The sequence below is a fragment of the Pelobacter seleniigenes DSM 18267 genome (genome assembly GCF_000711225.1).
Taxonomy (GTDB): domain Bacteria; phylum Desulfobacterota; class Desulfuromonadia; order Desulfuromonadales; family Geopsychrobacteraceae; genus Seleniibacterium; species Seleniibacterium seleniigenes.
Window position 1 is genome coordinate 1315456 of the sequence record NZ_JOMG01000002.1, and the last position, 19274, is coordinate 1334729.

Below are 19274 nucleotides of genomic sequence, written 5' to 3' on the forward strand. Positions count from 1 at the left end.
GGACACTAACCGCGCTGTAAAACTTTCTCCACCAGCGGCAGGAACTGCTTGACGATCACCTCCACCCCGGCCGCATTGGGGTGGATCCCGTCGGCCTGGTTCAGGGCACTGTTACCAACCACCCCCTGCAAAAAGAACGGGTACAACTCAACTTGGTATTGTGCGGCCAATTCCGGATAGATGCGGTCAAAGCTGGTATAATAGTTTTCGCCGAGGTTGCGCGGAGCCTTCATTCCGGCAAGGATGGTTTTTACCCCGGCTTTATTCAGCTGGGTCAGAATAAAGGCCAGATTTTTTCGGGTGTCCTGCGGGTCCAGTCCGCGCAGGGCATCGTTGGCCCCCAATTCAACAATTGCCAGGTCAGGCTTTTCGGCCAGACTCCATGAAATCCTGGCGACGCCACCGGCACTTGTATCGCCCGAAATCCCGGCGTTTATGACTTTAACCTGATACCCAGCACTGTTCAGAGCCTGTTCCAGGCGGGTCGGAAAAGAGTCCGTTGCCGGCAAACCGTAGCCCGCGGTCAGGCTGTCGCCAAAGGCCAGAATGGTTTTTTTGGTTGCCGCGGCATGCAGTTGCGACCCCGGGAACAGTAAAAAAAACAGCAATGTCAAAAGCCAGCGGGGAGAATTCATGTCAGATCCCATCATCAAAATTAATAATCTTCATCTCAGTTTAGAAGGAGGCGCGGGCCGGGTCAATATTCTCCGCGGGATCGACCTGACCGTAGCGCGGAGCGAAACCCTGAGTATCGTCGGCCCGTCCGGAGCCGGGAAAACCACCTTGCTGATGGCTCTGGCCGGCCTCGAACAAATCAGCGCAGGAGAAATCACCATTGCCGGCACGAGGCTGTCCGGACTCAGCGAAGATGAGCTGGCCCGGTTTCGGCGCGAGCAGATCGGCATCGTCTTTCAATCCTTCCACCTGATTCCAACCATGACCGCCCTTGAAAACGTCGCCCTGCCATTGGAATTTTCGGCCGTGCCCGATCCCCGCGGACGGGCCTTGGAAGCCCTGGCCGCAACCGGACTCGAACAGCGGGCCGCACATTTTCCCGGCCAGCTCTCCGGCGGCGAGCAACAACGGGTCGCGTTGGCCCGGGCCTTTGTCTCCCGGCCGGCCCTGATCCTGGCCGACGAGCCGACCGGAAACCTTGACCAGGAGACCGGCCACAAGGTCATGGAGCTGCTGTTTAATCTGCAACAGGACCAAGGCACAACCCTGATTCTGATTACCCATGACCTTAACCTGGCGCAACGCTGCCAGCGCACTATCCGCATGGCCGATGGTCAACTGGACCATATCGATTGGGCAGCGGCATGAAGACAACAGCTATGTTATTGCAAGCGCTCCGCCTGCTGCGGCGAGAAATGCGCCATGGCATCCGCGGCTTCGGGGTTTTCCTGGTCTGTCTTTTCCTCGGGGTCTTTACCATTTCCGCCATCGGTAACTTCAGCGCAGCGGCCCACCGAGGACTGCTGGACGATGCCGGAGCCCTGCTCGGTGGCGACCTGGAGATCCGCCTGATCAATCGCCCCATGGCCACCGATCAGCTGGACTTTCTGCGCCAGCAGGGGACGGTGTCCCAGATCCTCCAACTGCGCACCATGGCCAGGACCGAAAAAAATGCCAACCGCGGGCTGGTCGAACTGAAAGCCGTTGATCAGGCTTACCCCCTCTACGGCTCCCTGCCTCTTGCTCCGGCGCAGCCCTTGGCCCAGGCCTTGATGACAGCGGAAACTCCCGGAGCGGTTGTCGAAAAAGCTTTTTTACAGCGATTTTCCGTGACGGTTGGTGATCAGGTCCGCCTTGGCGACACAACCTTCACCATCCGGGCGGTTATTGAAAATGAGCCGGACCGAAGCATTCGCGCCTTCAATCTCGGCCCCCGGATCATGGTGGCCAGCGCTGCCATGCCGGCAACCGGATTGATCCAGCCGGGCAGTCTGGTCAATTATCTGTATCGGCTGAAATTGCCGGATCGCAATCAGGCCGAAGCGGTCAAGCAGTTATTAACTGAGCGTTTTCCCGAGGCGGGCTGGCGGATTCGCACCTGGCGCGAGGCGGCTCCGCGGGTGCGCAGCTTCCTTGATCGGATGGAGACCAATCTGACGCTGCTCGGGCTTTGTTCCCTGCTGGTCGGCGGATTGGGAGTCACCGGTGCCGTACGCGGTTATCTGACGGCCAAGATTCAGCATATTGCCACTCTCAAATGCCTGGGCGCCTCGCGCGCCATCATCTTTACCACTTACCTGCTACAGATTCTGTTGCTGGGCGCCATCGGTTCAACCGCCGGGTTGCTGGCCGGCGCGGCACTGCCCTGGCTGATTGTCCAATTTTTCGGCGGCAGCTTCCCGATTCCGATGGAACCCGGGCTGTTCCCGCGGGTCTGGCTGTTGGCCATGAGCTATGGGCTGCTCATCGCCTTATTGTTCTCTTTGCAGGAGCTGGGCAAGGCCTGCCGGGTCACTCCGGCGACATTGTTTCGCAGTTATACCGATATGGATAGCGGCAGACCCGGTCCGGGCAGTCGCGCCGCGGTGCTGCTGACCACCGCCCTGCTGGTCGCCATCGCCCTGGTATCCAGCCCGGATCAGCGTCTGGCACTCTGGTTTATTGTTGGAGCCACCGGCTGTTTTGTGCTGTTTAGGTTGCTGGCTACGGCAACCATCCGCCTGACCGCCAGGCTCCCCCGGGCGTCGAACCCTTCCGTGCGCCTGGCGCTGGCGGATATCGCCAGACCCGGCTCACCGGCCGGGGGGATTCTTTTTTCTTTAGGGATCGGTCTGACCGTCCTGGTCATGATCGCCCAGGTACAGAGCAACCTGAATGACATGGTCAACGAAACCCTGCCCAAAGATGCACCGGCCTTTTTCTTTTTCGATATTCAGCCGGATCAGATCGCGCCCTTCAAAAAGCTGTTCGCCCAGTTACCACCCGGTAACAGCCTGAAAGCTTCGCCGACCCTGCGCGGACGCATTACTGCCATCAAAGGAGTGCCAGCGGATCAAGCCAGCATCTCCCCTGATGTCCGCTGGGCCGTCCGTGGCGACCGTTTTCTCAGCTATGCCGCCCAGCTGCCGCCGCACACCGTCCTCAGCAGCGGCACCTGGTGGCCGGAAAACTATTCCGGTCCGCCACTGATTTCCCTGACCCGGGATCTGGCGGATGGATTTTCCGTCGGTCTCGGCGATACTCTGGATGTCAATATCCTCGGCCGTACCATCACCGCCAAAATCGCCAATGTGCGCACCGTCGACTGGACCAGCCTGGAACTCAATTTTGCCATTATCTTTGCACCAGGTGTCCTGGAATCCGCACCACAAACTTATATTGCCGCGGCACAATTGGAACCGGCCCTGGAACAAACCGTTTATCGTCAGGTGACGGACCGGTTTCCCAATGTTTCTGCGTTATCGGTACGTGAAGTCCTGAAAAATGTCTCCATCACCCTGGAGCGGATCGCCTGGGTCTTTAAAGGGATTGCCGCCATCGCTTTGCTGAGCGGCCTTCTGGTGCTGAGCGGAGCGGTCTCCGCGGATCAGCATCGCCGCATTCGGGACGCGGTTATTCTCAAGGTTTGCGGTGCGACCCGCCGGGATATCCTGACCGCCTTTGCGACCGAGTTCATCCTGCTCGGGTTGAGTGCCGGAACCGTCAGCCTCCTGGCCGGCTCTGCGGCGGCCATGGCGATTGTCGACGGTCCCCTGAATGCAACCTATCGGCTGCAACCGGTAATCATCCTGCTGACCCTGGGAATAGGCATTCTGTTGACGCTGGTGCTCGGCCTGGCCGGAACCTGGAAAGCGTTGGGGCAGAAGCCATCCAGCTATCTGCGTAATGATTAAGAAAGAGTGCCCGTCGTTGCGGAACAGGCGATTGCGGTCGGGAAGGAAACAAGGGAAAACGGGAAAACTGCCGTCCGAATGAGAGCAGGACAAGGCCGCGACAAATTGGGAGGTCCGCCGCTTGGAACTGCCAAGCCGAGACGATTCGATAACCGCCCCGGCTTGGCCAAAGATCAGGAATTTGTCACCCCGGATCAATCGATAATAATATCGTCCAGGGCGCGCTTAGGCACATAGTGCACCCCGGCGTCATCCCGATAATAACGAATGCTGCCATCCTCGCCGAGGGGGACGATGCGAACGTCCTCCTTGGGCTTGCCCAGCGCCAGAACCAGCAAGATTTCATAGTGTTCATCCAGATTCAACGCTGCCGCCAGCTGGTCGCGCTTGATATTGGCAAAGATGCAACCTCCCAGGCCGGCCTCAACTGCGCCCAGCAGCATGCTTTGCGCGGCAATGCCGTGATCACAGGCGCAGGACTTGGCAATCTTACGGTCGAGCAGCATCACAATATAACCACTGGGACGCTCTCCTTCGACCGGACCGACCCAGTCTTTCAGATAACCGGCCCAGGCCAGATGCTCAAAAATGATGCTGTTTTTCTCGGGAGTCGCAGCCAGGACATATTTCAGCGCCTGCAGATTGGCGCCGGTTGCTGACAGACGGGCCAAGTCGACCAGATCGCGCAGTTGCGCTGTGGAAATAGCATGGTCTTGATAAAATCTTCGGTAGGATCGGTTTTTCGTCACAAGCTCTTTTACAGGCATTCTCTGTCTCCTCGGTGATAAGCTTAGTTCACAAAATCAGCCAGAACTATCTCTCATCGACGCCCCTGCGTCCAGAAAAAGATCCAGTTCGCAGCAATGGCAGCGCAGGTGCTCTGATTCCGCAACCGCCGCAGTACAACAGAAACAACTGTCATTTCGCCACCGGGTCAGCTTCTACAAGGGGTTTCAACGGAAATGGCGGGTGGGAAACCACGAGAGCAAGGCAATCCGTGCCGGTTGGAACCCGGCTGATCAAGGAGTCAGATCGATAAACTGATTTGTTTATCGGCATAGAGAGCGAAATCCAGGTCTCCCCGCTGATACAGGAAGGCCCGGCGTCCCTCTTCATCCATTTCAGTGATCGCCACCAGCAGGCGGATATTCAGGCGGTGGCGGTCTTTCCCGCCAGGCGTGGGAGGATCGCGGAATTCCAGCCTGATTCGGTTTTTTTCCATCACAAACTGGCCGTCACTACGAATTTCATTAGTGATGTGATCGCTGATCAACAGCTCCGGCACCGGCAGGTTGTTAAAGCACAACAGCCCCCGCAAAAGGCCGGCAACATAAACCGGAAAAAAATTATCAACTTCGGTCAGCGTCCCCCCGGTCTGCAGGTCGGGGCGTTCAAGCTGCTGCCCCAGATCCTTGAATATGGCTTCGATGCTCTCCAGAGGAAATTTCAAGGTCAGCAGCTGCTGAACCAGTTCTTCTTCGACCAGATGGCGACCGAGCTCACACAACTCTTGTTCGGCAGTCAGATAGTCAACTCGGACAATCCGGGAGTTTTCCTTGAGGCGGTCGATCAGTTTCCGCATGGCTCTGAACCGGCGCCGGGCCTGATCAGTGGGCTCGTTCTGGGCAAGCGGCTCCTGTTGCGGGTATTGGTCACGAGGTTGATGGGGGTCGATCCGGGGGTAGGAAGAAACCGGCTCCACTTCACGATACGGCTGATAGGCATTAATGCCGCCGACTTTGAGATTGCTGGCCATGTGATTATCCTTCCGTGGATAGATTCACGAGTGTCAGACGAAAATGAGTCGTTTTTATCTTTATCGGTCGTAAACTGGAAAAACTTTAATCTAAAAATCAGCTATTTATCCTTTGCAAAGGAACAAAATGATTTAAACTCGAATTCTGAACGGGGATTTTTTCAACAACCGGCCTTGGTGTCCTGTTTCCGCACAGGTCGACAAGTTTAACAACTTGCAGAAAGTAATGCTGCATGAGAGCACGCATCTCAGAAAAAAAACCATTGTACGACTGCCCGGCACTGGAGGAGACCTACCATGAGCTGCGCCCCGGCTACGAACGACTGCTGGCCGAGATCCAAAAACAGCTGCGACTGCTGCTGGAAGCGGCAGGACTCTCCGTGACCATCAAGTATCGGCTTAAGCGTTTCGACAACTTTTGTGAAAAGCTGCTCCGGCAAAGAAAGCAGAGCACAGACAAAGACATCTGCATTACCGACCTGCTCGGAGTCAGAATTGTCTGCCCGTTTCTGGAGGACCTCGAACACGTTGAAAGGATCATCGCCCGGTCGTTTGAAATTCTCGAAATGGAACACAAGGCCGAGCAGCACAGTTTCCGAGAATTCGGCTATGATTCCGTCCACATTTTGATTAAAACTCCGCCGCTTGAACAAGGAGCCAGGCTGCCTTACAGCACTGATGTCTGTGAAATCCAGCTACGGACAATCTTGCAGGAAGCTTGGGCTGAAGTGGAACATGAACTGGTCTACAAGTCCGATATCGCCATACCTAATCATTCGATCCGCCGGAAACTGGCCTCGCTGAACGCCTCTTTAACCCTTTCAGACCTGGTCTTTCAGGAAATCCGCGATTACCAGAAAGAGATCCGCCAACGCGGACTCAAGCGGCGCCAGAGCGTTGAATCTGAGGCCTGTGCCTGCGGCAGTATCCAGATTTCTCAACTGCCGGAACTGAAACAGGTGACTGAACCGGAGCTGGGGGAGTTTGTTCCGGAGCAGATCGCCTCTAAAAAACTGGAACAGTTGATGCTGGCCGCCCTGGAAGCCCATAGCAACAACGCCTTTTCACAAGCTATCGACATTTACAGTATCCTGCTGCGTATGAAACTGGAACCGGCCATCCGCTCACTGGTCTACAATCATCGCGGCATGGCCCTGTTTGCCCTCTCCGACTACCAGAAAGGGGTGGAAGATTTCAGCAAGGCTATTGAGTTCAATGAAGAGAATTTCCGGGCCTGGAGCAACCGGGGACTGGCTTACCGGGTCCTGGGGAAAATGGATCAATCGCTGGAAGATTATAATCGGGTGGTGGAAATACACCCCCAGCAGTACGAAGGCTACTGGGGGCGTGCGCAAACCTGTTATGAGATGAAGCTCTACAGCCGGGCCTTGGACGATTGCCGCAGCACCCTGCAAAGAAAAGCGGATTTCACCCCGGCCGAGGACCTGGAAAAAGTTCTCCGCCGCCTGCTTTTCTAACGAATCCTGCACTAATCCTCAGCTGTTGTCACGATGGACAGCAAACGGTCCCCAGGACTGATCAATGCACATCACCTCAAGGGAATTGATGTTGACATGCTTGGGTCGTGCCGTCGCCCAATAGACGATCTCGGCAATATCCCGCGGGGTCAGGGCTTCGGTGCCGGCATAGACTTTGGCGGCTCTCTGATCGTCTCCCTTGAAACGGACCTTGGAAAATTCGCTTTCCGCCATACCCGGCTCAATCACGGTCACCCGGACATTGTGGCCAAGCAGGTCCGCGCGCAGATTCCGGCTGAACTGTTGCACAAAAGCCTTGGTGCTGCCATAGACATTCCCCCCCGGATACGGCCAGTTGGCGGCAACCGAACCGATATTGATGATATGGCCGCTGTCGCGCTCAACCATCTGCGGCAGCAGGGCGCGGGTGCAGTAGGTCAACCCTTTGATATTGGTGTCGATCATGGTATCCCAGTCGTCCGGACTGACCTGCCAGGAAGGTTCAAGACCGAGGGCCAGCCCCGCATTATTGAGCAGTAAATCGACATCCTTCAGACCACCCAGCTGACTGAAAACAGCGTCGCGATCACGCACGTCCAGCGGAATGACCTGGCGCACCGCACTGCCAAGCTGCTTCTTCAGTTCTTCCAGCCGTTCAATCCGCCGTCCGGTCAAAATCAACAGCCAGCCCTGCTCGGCAAAATATTCCGCACAAGCCTTGCCGAAACCGGATGTCGCTCCGGTAATCACTATGGTTTTTGCCATCGTATAACCTCCTGGAAACAGTTGCAGATAAAAAATATCCTAACAGTATACAGCTGCTGACCACATTCGTCCTGAACTTTATTCTCCCCGGGCATCAACACACGGTTGACTATCTCCAGCAGCCCGGCAACCGTTGCTCCCAGTGGATATCCTTTTTAGTGATCTGTGTTATGATTTGCGCTAAGTCGCTGCACTGAATTAATTTTTTGGAGGAATCTTATGACTGATGCGTTTCTCAGCATGCACCCCATCTGGCAGGCCTTCTTCGCCACCCTGTTTACCTGGGGTATGACCGCACTGGGCGCGGCAGCGGTCTATCTGCAGCAGACTCCAAGCCGCAAGACCCTCGACATTATGCTCGGCTTTGCCGCCGGGGTCATGATCGCTGCCAGCTTCTGGTCCCTGCTTGCACCGGCCCTGGAGATGGCCGAAGGGCAGTTCCTGCCGGCTTGGCTGGTGGTCGCTTTCGGCTTTATGTGCGGCGGTGGTTTTCTGCGCCTGATCGACAAGTTTCTCCCCCACCTGCATCTGAATACGCCGATGGCCGATGCCGAAGGGATTGAAACCAACTGGCGGCGCAGCACCCTGCTGGTGCTGGCCATCACCATGCACAATATTCCCGAAGGGCTGGCAGTCGGAGTCGCTTTTGGCGCAGTCGGCGCAGGATTTCCGGAAGCGTCCATGGCTGGTGCCATGGCCCTGGCCATGGGGATCGGAATTCAGAATTTCCCGGAAGGATTGGCCGTTGCCGTGCCGCTGCGCCGGGATGGACTGTCCCGCCATCGTAGCTTCATGGCCGGACAACTGTCGGGCATGGTTGAAGTTATCGCTGGCGTAGCCGGGGCGGCCATGGTCGCTTACGCCAGACCGATTCTGCCCTTTGCCCTGGCCTTTGCCGCCGGTGCCATGATCTTTGTGGTGGTAGAAGAAGTCATCCCCGAATCGCAGCAGGGCAACAATACCGACCTGGCTACGTTCGGGGTGATGAGTGGTTTTTCCATCATGATGATGCTGGATGTGGCTTTGGGATAGAACTAATTTGAATTTAGACATGGGATGACACAAACTGGCGGCCTCTCTCCTTGGCAAGAAATCACTTTGGGCCGCAACGTCTTAAATAAAGGAACAAGTCAGCCGTTATTATTTCGTCAGGCTTTCCTTTATCTGCTCAATCCTTAGAACAGCTTCTGTTCGCTTATGTTTTGGAATGCGCTGATAAAGCTCTTTACAAAGATCCTGATTTTCCCCTGAAACCATGAGCCATGCATATGCAGCCAAATCATCCTGAGGCGTACCCTCTCCGCGGCTGTACATCTGACTGACCATGACCATGGCTAGGCGATCGCCGCTCTGAGCTTTTGCTAAAAAATCTTTAAAAACCTGACCATCCAACCTGTCCCTGTGCGTTTTCATTTGCCCAGGTGACAGGTTATGCAAAGGAGGGAGTTCATTTTTAGCCAAACAATCATGGATGCTGATACGCGGCCAGAACTCCGCAAGGAACCTGAAGTTTTTATCTTCGACAACCTGGCGCAAAGCCTCTCGATCATTGGCTAGGCAGGCCAGCAACGCGTGATGATTGGCATTTCTTTGCGACCCGGGATAGAGTTGTTCCAATTTCAGGAAAGCATTCTGCAAACGCGGCCAGGAGATTCCGGCAGACTGAAGATCTCGAACTCCTCCAATTTGTTGAACATTCAGAACTATCATCAAATAAAGTAAATCACTATCAGAACCTGAATGTTGTGCAACCCATTCCGCAAATTCCAACCAGGCTCCGGGAGCCCCTCCCCAGCGAGGAAGAAGGTGAGTTGCTACCGTTAAATAAAACTCGGGATAGTCTGGTGCAAACTGGATTGCCTGTTCGAAAACATGCCCGAATAATAATCTTTTTTCTCCCAAGAGTGGGGAAATCAGCAACAATAGATGATAACGGCCAGGACAGTCGTCAGAGAAAGAATCATTTACAAGGATTTCATATGCAGTATGCAAGCGTTCCTTGAATAACGCCATATTTCTGGCAGGCACATCTTTAGCATAGCCAGTGCCGCGAGCGTACCAGCCATACCCAAACCAAGTACGAGCCAGAGCCGTAGTCGCAGTCACCGATTCAGGATAAGCTTGCCGCCAACTCTCAACCGTAGAAATCAGATCCAGCCAACCTGCGTCGTCAAGTTTCGCCATGGCGAAAGATTGGTAAAAGGCAGTCAATTGCCAGCGATGGCTGGTAAATCGCGCTTTATTCTTCCTCAGGTCCGCAGCAAGATCTTCCAACTCCTGGAACTTGCTTTCATGCAGGAGGTCGAGAACCTGTGCATGGATCAAAGTGCTGGCGCGTTCCCCTTCCAACCCGGCAGGCAGCTGGAAAGCGGCTGAACAAGTAGAGATTGTTATCAAGAAAAAAAGAAAGAGTTGAACAATACATACAATCAAGCGTCTGCTCATAATGAATCCCCTCCGATATGAATCACATTGAGTTTTTCTATATCGATCAGTTCAGCCTGAATCAGCTGGCTTTGCATTCCGGACAATTGTTTAGCGGGTAGGCAATTTGTTAAAAAGCTCTACCCGCTAAAATTTTTATTTGAAAAATTTATAAAAACTATAAATAGCTGCACATGCAGAAACAATCATAAAAGCAAGTCCAAGGCCATTTCCACCAGACCTTAACGGATCGAAGGTATCGTCCAAATATTCAGGTTCAAAACAGGACCAGAGAAACATTAAAACTACTATGAAAAAAATCCCGCGCCACAAATATTCTTTTTTTCTATCCATAGAAGAAGCTTATCAATTCTCAAAAAAACGGCTGAAATTATATATAAAATCTATAGAAGTAGAACGATTTGACTTGGCTCTTCTCCTTAGGTTGTCGATATTTTTTTGATTTGGATAAGAGATATATTCAAAGATTTTTGGAGCAGTTCCATTCATATCAATCGGAGGTATTGCATATAACAAATCTACTAATTTTACGAATTTTTGATGGTCTTCTTCCAACTGATTGCAAAGCTTGATTTGCGCCGATGATTTCCGAATCGCCCATAGATGATCCCTATAAATTCTAAGTTCATTTAAATATATATCTCCTTCATCAAATCCGAAATCAAAACCCATATATCCCTGAGGATCGATAAGTTTTGGAGCATTATTCCAAACATATCGATAAACATTTACATCCCCACCGACAAAACCAATCGGATCCTTACTGACAAATCGCCCTGTCTGTGCATCGTAGTAACGAGCCCGCTAATAATACAGACCCAGCTCCTCATCCCATTCCCGGCCCGTAAAAAAAGCATAGCTATTGACAAAATCATCACTAGCGGTCAATTGGTCGAAGGTGTCGTAGCTGTAACATTGGACAATAGTCTGGCTGCTATCGGTTATACCAACGATACTGCCCAAGCCATCAACATGGTACTATGCGATTCGGGCGTAAATATTTCCTACCGTTATTGAAACCCGTGCCTCCCTGTGATTCTTTCAAAGGATCACAGGGAGGGGGGCGTTTATATTGTAAACACTCACTGATATCGATATTCACGAACAGAAACTATATATTTAAAATTTTGAACATATCGAAATTGCCAAAAATTAGTGTAGCTAAAAATCCTTGCATTTCTATATTCTATAGTCATTTCTCTTGCCTTTTTCCAATTCACGGTAAGCCCCTCAACATGATCTGCCATAAATATAGGTTTAAATTCATCAGTAGAGCTCCCTTTGGGGACTATAAAAATTAATATACTTATAGAAGTTGTTGCCCCACAATCTTTCTCCATCACAACAAAATCTACAGCATCATCAGGAGATTGTTCCCTAAGTATTTCCAATTCATGGCATGGGTCTATAGAGCTACAACCTAGCATCACAAAAATTTGGATAATTAATAAAAACTTTATTAAAAAGTTAGCCATATCAATATTTTGTGTTTAAATTTAATGGCATATCATTATAAATTTTCGTTGTAGCCAAAGAATTCATCATTTAAGTAAGGCCAGACACCTATTGTTGGTGTCTGGCCTTACTTTTGTCAAAAGTAAAACTTCAATAAAGGATATTATTTATTTTTATTAAAAAACTGAATAATCTTTGGAACAATAAATAGCCATTGAATTGAACCAAAAATAAAAAACACTGACCATTCAAAAATTATTAAAAATAATTTACTACTGAATTCAAAATTAACTATAAATAAAGAAAAAGATGCCAAAAAACCAGAAGGAAAAGATATTAACAACATAGAGTAAATTAAAAAAATCTCTACATCTTTTCCATCTAGTTCGAATAATATAAACATAGAATATATTAATACTAAAATAGAAAATATAATCCATAGCAATTTAATTATTTTCATCTCAATCAACACCACAAGATTGTCTACAATATAAATTAATTCTATCATCATACTCTTGACAATCTGTTCCAAAAGGAATTCCATAATAGGGCCTTGGCTTTGACCATTCATTTTGTAAGCATTTTTCAAAACAATCATAGTCAGGCAAGGATTCTTCACAGTATTTGGAGCTAAAAGTGTCATTACTTGGTTTGCCTGGGCTTCCCGTCACCTTACCACTTCGATCTTGACCTCCACAGACAATGCTCCCTGATCTAGTTACGACACAGGACCACTGGTGATATAAAGGATTTCCAGGAATATCAGGACCGGATTTTATTCCAGTCCCTCCAAAACTAAGAGGCTTTTTGCACAGATATGTTTTTAGCCCCAAGGGATCTATCTCATTGGCAGAATTATTCCCCACATACCGATAAACATTCACATCCCCACCAGCAAAGCCAATCGGATCCTTACTAATAAACCGCCCTGTCTGAGCATCGTAGTAACGAGCCCGATAATAATACAGGCTCAGATCCTCATCCCATTCCCTACCAGTGAAAGCATAGCTACTGGTAAAATCATCACTGGCGGTCAATTGGCCGAAGGTCTCGTAGTCGTAGTGCTGGACAATTGTCTGGCTGCTATCGGTTATGGCAACGATACTGCCCAAACCGTCAGCGTGGTAATAATAAGTTTGCCCACTGTGGATCATTGCCAGCGGCTCATCGATACCGGGGCCGTGGATAATATAGGTTGTTGTCGTTGCACTGCCGTCGTTATCAATCCTCAGCAGGATATCTTCACCGTCGTACACATAGCTGCTGGTCTTTGTTGTACCATTTTCCGTAATCTGCTTCTCTACCCGGCGACCAAAGGCATCATATTCAAAAGTCAGAGTGCGCACCGTGGTTCCGGCTTCGGTCAGCTCGGCCTGAATCAGTTGATTTTCGGCGTTCCAGCTGTAGTGCCAGTAATCAGTCTGGGCACTGTTGAGGTAGCGATAGCTCTGGTTGCCGCGTTCGTCGTAAGCAAAACTCAGCTCTCCACCCTGGATCATCTGATTAGCGGCGTTGTGGGTATAGCTATCCGTTGCGCTCGGTCCCGCAGTCCGGTTCCCCACGGCATCATAGGAAAAGCCCTCATCGTCCAGGCTCGACTGGGCTGCGGTCACCTGATAAACCGCGTCATAGCTGTAGTCAACGCTGTCACCATCTTCATTGCGCTGCAGGCGGTTGCCGACATTATCGTGCAAAGGATAGGCAACGCTCAACAGTTCACCGGAACCGGAGGTGTAACTGATACCGGTCAGCCAGTTCAGCTGATGGGTTTCATCATAGCTGTAACTGCCAACCACGCCATGGGGATAGGTGAGGGCGGTACGCCGCCCGAGCAGGTCGTAAGCGAAACTGAAACTGCCCGCCGGGGTGGTCATTCCGGTTAAGCGATGATCAGCATCATAGCTATAGGTGATCGTGAATTCATCACTGGTTCCCGGAGCAAAGGTCATGGCGCTGCGACGACCGGTGGCATCGTACTCATAGCCCAGACTATAGCCACGATTATCCGCAACACTGCTGACCCGGTTCCCCGCATCATAGGTCATTGTGTAATCGACTGCAGCGTTGTCCGCGGTCAGGATGTTCCCGCGACTGTCATAACTGTAGTCAACGGTTTCACCGTTTGGATAAGCCTTTTGGGTAAGCCGCTGAAGAACGTCATAGGTATAATTGACCGTGTTACCGCCGGCAGCTGTCCGCGCCGTGGGCTGTTTGGTGGCGCCATAACTGAAGCTGGTGGTCTTTCCAAGCGGATCGGACTCGGCCATCAGACGACCGATCTGATCGTAGCTGAAGCTGGTCTGCTGACTTTTGGCGTCGGTCAGGGAATTAAGCTTGTCAACGCCGCTACATGACGGACAACCTGAGCTACCGTAGGAGAGGGTTGTCAACTGATTAAGAGCATTGTTCAGCTCTGTCATCTGCCCCTGCTCATTGTAAGTGTACGCCGTAACATTCCCGTTAGCGTCGCTGACTGATGCCGGATTGCTATTGCCATCGTAAGTTGCTGTGGTGATATTTCCGGCCGGATCGGTGGTGGTTGCCAGACGATTGCGGCTGTCATAGGTCATGGTGGTGACATGGCCCAGAGCATTGGTGACGGTCAGGACATTACCGGCGGCATCATAACTCATGGCCGTGACAGCTCCGCTTGGCTGAGTCACGCTGAGCAGGTTATTGGCCGTGTCATAGGCCAGAGTCAGGACGTTACCATCAGCATCGGTCATGCCGGTGAGATTCCCTCTGGAATCATAGGCATATTGAACCGTCTCCCCTGCGGGGTTGGTCATGGACAGCAGGTTGCCGCCACCATCGTAACTGTAAGAATAGCTGCCCGGAGCACCGCTGACGGTGAGAACCTGGCCGAAGGCATTATAAGTGTAGCTGGTTTGTTGACCCAGGGGATCGGTGACCGAAATGATGTTACCGGCATCGTCATAACTGTAACTGGTGGTTCCGATCTCCGGCTCGGTTTTGCTGGTCAATCGGCCCTCGTTATCATAACTGTAGGTTGTGGTATGACCCAGCGGGTCGGTTTTGCTGGTCACCGCTTCGACCAGGGTATCGAAAGTATAGCTCCACTCTCCGCCATCTTTTTCGACAGCGGAAAAATTTTTGGGGTTTCGTTTTCCAATCGGATAGAGATCGGGCACCTTGCCAACAGAACCCAACACGGCGTGACTGTAGCTGCGAACCCGACCTCGCGGATCGACCGCTGTGGTGAGTCGGTCAGCGGAGTCGTAGGTATAGGTGGTCAAATGTCCTTCAGGATCGGTTTTTGACAAAAGCAGGCCATTGGCGGTATAGGTATAAACCCACTCTGCCGTATCCGGGTAGACGACACGTGACAGCTGCCCGTTTGTATAGTGAAACTGATAGCTGTTACCGTTCGGATCAGTTATTGCAGACAATGTATCGTCTGCGACATAGGAAAAGCTGATCGAGCGCCCGTTAGCATCGGTCACACTTGCCAGCAAATCGTCACTGTAACTGAATGTCATGACGTTACCGTTCCGGTCGGTCATGGACATGATCAGCCCGGTTGCATCAAACTGTCGCACAATCCCATTCTTTTCCGTCAACGTAAATGTCGAGTCCTCATTTTGAACCAAGGTGGAATAATCGTCTTTGGGCGAGACATAACCGCTGTTGTAAGATTCGTAGACCCTGCGCTTCCCATTCTGCCAGAACACCTGGCTGCTGCCGGCTCCCGGTTCCAGCCTCATATCATAACTATGGCTCCAGCCCCCTCCGATGGCGCTGGGGGCCTCCGGAAAGCTGCGATAGAATAGATCAACACGACCTGCCAGCAGTTGCCGACTACGGGTGGCAAAAAGCTCCTGATGATGGGAGTAACGGCCGGTCCCTTTGTTGACTGTCGACCCGGAAGCCGTTTCCAAAGGGCAAGTATTATAATCCTTGCCGCGGCAGTCGGGCGCATCCCAAGATAGGGCAAGGGCCTCATCAAAAAGATCCGTGGTGACACTTCCGGTTGAGTAGCTGCCCATGGACTTGCCGTCAATCGTCCCGAAATAGTAACGGTGAACCCCGATAATATGCGTCCCCTCTTTGTTGCGGAACACTTTAAACGGATAACTTTTCATTGTACTGACAATACTTTTGGGCTTGTAATATCCCTGTATGGTATAGCCGGGAACAGTGACGACCTGACCGTTCTGGCAAATAATGGTATTGCCGACAAAATGAATCGCCGTATCGTCATTCATTCCCTCCGGAACACAACGATCGGCGATGCGTTCTTCACCGATGATATAGGTGCCACCGCCGACAGAACAGGATGTCGCCAAAACCATTTTTGGCTGCAACAAGACAATCGCCAGAATAAAAAGAAAAAAACTGAAAAAATGGATGGCTGTTGGTGAATGGTTGGATGCAATAGTGCCTTGACGCATGGATACCCCTCCCTTGTGGTTTGTTCGCTAGTTTTCATCCGGAAACGGCCCTTTTCCGCTATGGCGGTGTCAATCTGCGGGTTTTCTTGTGCGGCGTAAAGTACTACGCCTCCGCACCCCCCCTTGATTTCCTTGCCACAACAAAAAATTGCTCGTTTCCAATCTGAAAACTTAGCCGTTGCCTGCGGAATTTCCGAAGCAACTCGCTATAAGCCTGTGCCAAGCGTTCCGAAGAAAACCCAGCCCCAAAAAACTCACCAGGCTCGTACTTTTGATGTTTCTTTGGCCAGGACAGAACTGTCCAAGCCGCTATTTGCCATTTAGAGAGGGAGAAATATTTAATTGTGAGATATCCAACGAAAAGATCGCCAGAAAAAAGAATGGTTATTCAATGAAAACGTAAAAACCGCGTGGCCCCCATTTTCCCCCTCAGTCACACGTTATTAAGACTAGCAGTTCATTTTTGGCTTGCAAGCAAATCGTAAAAATTTCTGCCCTGATTTATGTGGAAATCCCCCTGAGAGGTTCTATCCTTTTTTGTTGGACAGCTTTCCCAGGGGGAAGATCAATCGACAAATCGAACGCGGATAAACTCCGCACCCTATTAGGCTTGAAATTACTTGGATGCGTTCTTTTCCTCCTCCGGAAAGGAGGTTGAGGCATCAACCGTGGCACTGATCCCATTGGCCGAAGGAGTTGGCATGGTGCTATTCTGCTCAGCCTTTTTTGGCAGATCCATTGCTTCCTGCTGCTTGCGCTTTTCCTTACGGTTTTTGCGCACCCGGCCGACATAGGAGAAGAGAACTCCCAGGACGATCCCGATGACCAGGCTGGCGTAAACCAGCAGGGCCAGGGGGACGGCGAATTCCCACTGCAGAAAAGTGACGGTAATCGGAGCGCTGTTCTGGACCGCGAATATCAACACCGGAACCAGCAGAACAAGACCGGCAATAAGTTTTCCTTTCATTGTTTCTCCCTACCAAAAGCTTAAAAATGTTAGATCGATATGAAACAACCGCCTGAAGTTGCAATAAACCATACACCCCTGACGGATAAATGTAAAAAAAAAGGGGAACCCTGCTGATTCCCCTAATATGAACGTAGGAGGTAACGTTCAAAATCTATGTTAAGGGCGCCCGGCGCTGAGCATTACGCCGGGCTGCCTCGGTTGGTTTAATCGGCCAGCTTAAGAGCGAGATAGCGGCTGGCATCTCCCTGCCGCACCAGCAGCAGGACGGTTTTCTTGTTGCTGTCCTTGATCAGTTGTTTGACCTGGGCCGGAGTTTTGACCTGGGTCCGATTGACTTCTTCAATCAGGTCGCCACGCTTGATCCCGGCCTGGGCGGCAATGGAACCCGACTCGACTGCGGTGACAACCACTCCACTGGCATTCTGATAACCAAGTTGATCAGCCAGTTCCGGCGTTAAACCCTGCAGCGTCATTCCCAGCTTGGGTAATGCATCGGCACTGACGGCATGCCCCTGCTGATCGGTTTCCAGTGTGCCAATTTCAGCAACGATGGTTTCTTTTTTACCATCCCGCAGAACCAGCAGGTTGACCTTGGTGCCGGGGCTGGTGAAGGCGATTTTATTACGGAAGTTGGAGACTTTGTCGACCTTGTCCCCGTTCAGCGCAAGAATCACATCACCTTGTTTCAGGCCGGCTTTCGCTGCCGGAGAATCAGCCATGACCTGGGAAACCAGAATCCCCTCGCGCTGGTCGATACCGAAAGAATCAGCCAGCTCTTTGGTCAGGTCCTGAATGTAGACCCCCAGGCGGCCGCGCTGGACCGTACCGTGTTCGATCAACTGATCACGAACGTTTTTGACCATATTGATCGGAATAGCAAAACCGATTCCCATGTAGCCGCCGCTCCGGGTAAAAATCGCGGAGTTCATTCCGACCACTTCGCCATCCAGATTAACCAGCGGGCCACCGGAGTTCCCCGGGTTGATGGCTGCGTCGGTCTGGATGAAGTTTTCATAGTCGCTCAGGCCGATGCCGCTACGCCCTTTGGCACTGACGATCCCTGCAGTCAGGGTGTGAGACAGTCCGAAGGGGTTGCCGAAGGCCAGCACCCAGTCACCGACTTCCAACTTGTCGGAATCGCCAAGCTTCAGGAAGGGCAGCTTTTCCTTGGCGGTGATTTTAATCAGCGCGATATCCGTAGCCGGATCGGTGCCAATGATCTTGGCATCGAAATCGCGGCCGTCAAGCAGCTGCACCGTAACCTTATCGGCATTAGCGACCACATGGTTATTGGTCATAATGTAACCGTCGGCAGAGATCAGAAAACCGGAACCCTGGGCGGTTGCATGACGCTTCGGTAACTGCTGCTGCGGTGCTTGTTGCTGTTGCTGCGGAACCTGGCCGAAAAAGCGCCGGAAGAATTCATCCCCGAAGGGGGTGCCTTCAAACGGGTTGTTCGCCGCTTGCTGTACTTCTGTTTCCACCTGAATAAAAACCACGGCCGGAGAAACCTGCTTGGCAACACTGCGGAAGGCCTTGCCGGTCTCTTTCAGATTCTGGATTCCAGTGTCCTGGGCGGAAGCCGGCACGATAAACGACCCGACATTCAAAGCGACCGTCAACAGGCACACCGTGAGGACATAAAACAGACGCTTGTTCACTCTCATTTTTGACTCCTTAAAGACAGATTTTTCTTTTCTTTCCGGAGACAAACGGTATGGGCCAAAGCAATGATTCTGTCCAGGTCAAAAGGCTTGTCAATGGTCGCCGTAGCACCCAGCTTTCTGGCACATTCGTAGGTTAGATCGTCCCCAAAAGCAGTCATGCAGATGAACGGCGGACGAACAGGATTGTCTAACTGACTTTCCAATACTTCCAGCCCGGTGAAGGCGGGCATACGTACATCACTGATCACCAGGTCGTATTCTTCAGCCCATTCAAGCTGTTCCAACAGCTGCAAACCGTTGCCACAGACCGTCACCCGATAACCGGCACGCACCAGCACAAACCTGAGCAGTTCCCGTAATTCAGGGTCATCTTCTGCCAGCAGGATGTGGGGTCGATCATCAAGGTGGATTGCTTCCATCTGTCATCTCCGGAATAAAATTCCTGTGTTGTTTCTGACGTTCTTATTCTTAGCAATCT

15 protein-coding genes and 1 pseudogene are annotated in these 19274 nt (G+C 51.7%); 4 read left to right on the forward strand and 12 right to left on the reverse strand.

All coding sequences use genetic code 11. The features are described 5' to 3' along the window. Window positions 1-5 precede the first annotated feature (5 nt). Window positions 6-635, reverse strand: a complete 630-nt coding sequence (locus N909_RS0108725; RefSeq protein ID WP_051689624.1) for an arylesterase — start codon at window positions 633-635, stop codon at window positions 6-8. Between N909_RS0108725 and N909_RS0108730 the strand changes: the two genes are divergently transcribed. Further along, complete coding sequence (locus N909_RS0108730; protein WP_029914146.1) at window positions 634-1323, forward strand: ABC transporter ATP-binding protein; 690 nt, start codon at window positions 634-636, stop codon at window positions 1321-1323. The two genes, N909_RS0108725 and N909_RS0108730, sit on opposite strands and share 2 nt — an antisense overlap. Then, window positions 1320-3848 carry an ABC transporter permease gene (locus N909_RS0108735; RefSeq protein WP_029914147.1) on the forward strand — a complete coding sequence of 843 codons (2529 nt, stop codon included), beginning with the start codon at window positions 1320-1322 and terminating at the stop codon, window positions 3846-3848. Before N909_RS0108730 ends, N909_RS0108735 begins: the two co-directional genes overlap by 4 nt. 194 nt (window positions 3849-4042) lie before the next feature. Here N909_RS0108735 and N909_RS0108740 read toward each other — a convergent pair whose 3' ends face one another. Together N909_RS0108740 and N909_RS0108745 are read right to left on the reverse strand one after the other, a co-directional pair. Further along, on the reverse strand, window positions 4043-4615 hold the full coding sequence (locus N909_RS0108740; protein WP_029914149.1) for a nitroreductase family protein: 573 nt from the start codon (window positions 4613-4615) through the stop codon (window positions 4043-4045). A 260-nt stretch (window positions 4616-4875) separates the two neighbouring features. Then, complete coding sequence (locus N909_RS0108745) at window positions 4876-5604, reverse strand: hypothetical protein (protein WP_029914151.1); 729 nt, start codon at window positions 5602-5604, stop codon at window positions 4876-4878. Window positions 5605-5837: 233 nt separating this feature from the next. On the opposite strand from N909_RS0108745, the gene N909_RS0108750 reads away from it, so the two are divergent. Next, window positions 5838-7082 (forward strand): RelA/SpoT domain-containing protein, encoded by a 1245-nt coding sequence (locus N909_RS0108750; protein ID WP_029914153.1) that lies wholly within the window; start codon window positions 5838-5840, stop codon window positions 7080-7082. Between the two features lie 18 nt (window positions 7083-7100). Here the strand turns inward: N909_RS0108750 and N909_RS0108755 are convergent, their stop codons facing one another. Beyond that, on the reverse strand, window positions 7101-7847 hold the full coding sequence (locus tag N909_RS0108755; protein WP_029914155.1) for an SDR family NAD(P)-dependent oxidoreductase: 747 nt from the start codon (window positions 7845-7847) through the stop codon (window positions 7101-7103). A 219-nt stretch (window positions 7848-8066) separates the two neighbouring features. Between N909_RS0108755 and N909_RS0108760 the strand changes: the two genes are divergently transcribed. Continuing rightward, the gene (locus N909_RS0108760) at window positions 8067-8879 is read left to right on the forward strand and encodes a ZIP family metal transporter (RefSeq protein ID WP_029914158.1); all 813 of its coding nucleotides are present in this window, start codon (window positions 8067-8069) and stop codon (window positions 8877-8879) included. Between the two features lie 108 nt (window positions 8880-8987). Here N909_RS0108760 and N909_RS0108765 read toward each other — a convergent pair whose 3' ends face one another. From N909_RS0108765 to N909_RS0108810, 8 genes and pseudogenes are all read right to left on the reverse strand, one after another. Next, a complete protein-coding gene (locus N909_RS0108765) occupies window positions 8988-10292 on the reverse strand; it encodes a DUF4034 domain-containing protein (RefSeq protein ID WP_029914160.1) in 1305 nt (434 codons plus the stop codon). Window positions 10293-10637: 345 nt separating this feature from the next. Then, window positions 10638-10964: a hypothetical protein gene (locus N909_RS25240; protein WP_245613588.1), complete on the reverse strand. Its 327-nt coding sequence runs from the start codon at window positions 10962-10964 to the stop codon at window positions 10638-10640. A gap of 15 nt (window positions 10965-10979) precedes the next feature. After that, window positions 10980-11084, reverse strand: a pseudogene (locus tag N909_RS26555) (RHS repeat-associated core domain-containing protein); the annotation flags it as partial. A gap of 290 nt (window positions 11085-11374) precedes the next feature. Next, window positions 11375-11767, reverse strand: a complete 393-nt coding sequence (locus N909_RS0108785) for a DUF5412 family protein (protein ID WP_029914161.1) — start codon at window positions 11765-11767, stop codon at window positions 11375-11377. A 441-nt stretch (window positions 11768-12208) separates the two neighbouring features. Then, window positions 12209-16159, reverse strand: a complete 3951-nt coding sequence (locus tag N909_RS0108795; RefSeq protein ID WP_029914165.1) for an RHS repeat-associated core domain-containing protein — start codon at window positions 16157-16159, stop codon at window positions 12209-12211. Between the two features lie 616 nt (window positions 16160-16775). Continuing rightward, window positions 16776-17126, reverse strand: a complete 351-nt coding sequence (locus tag N909_RS0108800) for a LapA family protein (RefSeq protein WP_029914167.1) — start codon at window positions 17124-17126, stop codon at window positions 16776-16778. Window positions 17127-17332: 206 nt separating this feature from the next. Next, window positions 17333-18796 (reverse strand): DegQ family serine endoprotease, encoded by a 1464-nt coding sequence (locus N909_RS0108805; protein WP_029914169.1) that lies wholly within the window; start codon window positions 18794-18796, stop codon window positions 17333-17335. Then, window positions 18793-19215: a response regulator gene (locus N909_RS0108810; protein WP_051689625.1), complete on the reverse strand. Its 423-nt coding sequence runs from the start codon at window positions 19213-19215 to the stop codon at window positions 18793-18795. The genes N909_RS0108805 and N909_RS0108810 overlap by 4 nt, the downstream gene beginning before the upstream one ends. Window positions 19216-19274: the final 59 nt, after the last annotated feature.

What these genes read in the sequence shown, in the direction of transcription:
- N909_RS0108800 (WP_029914167.1), bottom strand. Translation starts at nt 17,126, where the DNA reads ATGAAAGGAAAACTTATTGCCGGTCTTGTTCTGCTGGTTCCGGTGTTG.
- N909_RS0108725 (WP_051689624.1), bottom strand. Translation starts at nt 635, where the DNA reads ATGAATTCTCCCCGCTGGCTTTTGACATTGCTGTTTTTTTTACTGTTC.
- N909_RS0108740 (WP_029914149.1), bottom strand. Translation starts at nt 4,615, where the DNA reads ATGCCTGTAAAAGAGCTTGTGACGAAAAACCGATCCTACCGAAGATTT.
- N909_RS0108730 (WP_029914146.1), top strand. Translation starts at nt 634, where the DNA reads ATGTCAGATCCCATCATCAAAATTAATAATCTTCATCTCAGTTTAGAA.
- N909_RS0108810 (WP_051689625.1), bottom strand. Translation starts at nt 19,215, where the DNA reads ATGGAAGCAATCCACCTTGATGATCGACCCCACATCCTGCTGGCAGAA.
- N909_RS0108785 (WP_029914161.1), bottom strand. Translation starts at nt 11,767, where the DNA reads ATGGCTAACTTTTTAATAAAGTTTTTATTAATTATCCAAATTTTTGTG.
- N909_RS0108745 (WP_029914151.1), bottom strand. Translation starts at nt 5,604, where the DNA reads ATGGCCAGCAATCTCAAAGTCGGCGGCATTAATGCCTATCAGCCGTAT.
- N909_RS0108750 (WP_029914153.1), top strand. Translation starts at nt 5,838, where the DNA reads ATGAGAGCACGCATCTCAGAAAAAAAACCATTGTACGACTGCCCGGCA.
- N909_RS0108805 (WP_029914169.1), bottom strand. Translation starts at nt 18,796, where the DNA reads ATGAGAGTGAACAAGCGTCTGTTTTATGTCCTCACGGTGTGCCTGTTG.
- N909_RS0108795 (WP_029914165.1), bottom strand. Translation starts at nt 16,159, where the DNA reads ATGCGTCAAGGCACTATTGCATCCAACCATTCACCAACAGCCATCCAT.
- N909_RS0108735 (WP_029914147.1), top strand. Translation starts at nt 1,320, where the DNA reads ATGAAGACAACAGCTATGTTATTGCAAGCGCTCCGCCTGCTGCGGCGA.
- N909_RS25240 (WP_245613588.1), bottom strand. Translation starts at nt 10,964, where the DNA reads ATGGGTTTTGATTTCGGATTTGATGAAGGAGATATATATTTAAATGAA.
- N909_RS0108755 (WP_029914155.1), bottom strand. Translation starts at nt 7,847, where the DNA reads ATGGCAAAAACCATAGTGATTACCGGAGCGACATCCGGTTTCGGCAAG.
- N909_RS0108765 (WP_029914160.1), bottom strand. Translation starts at nt 10,292, where the DNA reads ATGAGCAGACGCTTGATTGTATGTATTGTTCAACTCTTTCTTTTTTTC.
- N909_RS0108760 (WP_029914158.1), top strand. Translation starts at nt 8,067, where the DNA reads ATGACTGATGCGTTTCTCAGCATGCACCCCATCTGGCAGGCCTTCTTC.